Raw genomic sequence first — 237 nt, 5'->3', positions numbered from 1 at the left:
CATGCGTCTCAGGGAGGCGCTCGCCACAGGCCGCCTCGCGCTCATCGACGCGAATGCCACAGGCGTCAAGCGCGACGGCGACGGCTGGGCCGTGGGCCTGACGAACGGGCAGCGCATTCGCGCGGACTCCCGCCCCATTGCCGCCACCGGATACGGCCCCGGGCTCGGCGTCGCCGACCGACTCTTCGAGCGACGCGACGACGGCTGGCCCGAGCTCGACGAAGACGATCAGTCGAC

Annotated in this window: 1 protein-coding gene; it reads left to right on the top strand. The window is 72.2% G+C overall.

The window, feature by feature from the left end:
• Positions 1-237 (top strand): NAD(P)-binding domain-containing protein (locus SB658_RS27380; protein WP_410603699.1); only part of this gene is annotated, 237 nt, incomplete at both ends.

It is taken from the genome of Bacillus sp. SIMBA_008 (genome assembly GCF_046535495.1).
GTDB lineage: Bacteria > Bacillota > Bacilli > Bacillales > Bacillaceae > Bacillus > Bacillus subtilis.
Note: the sequence above shows the minus strand (reverse complement) of the source record. Positions and strands in the feature narration are given on the sequence as shown.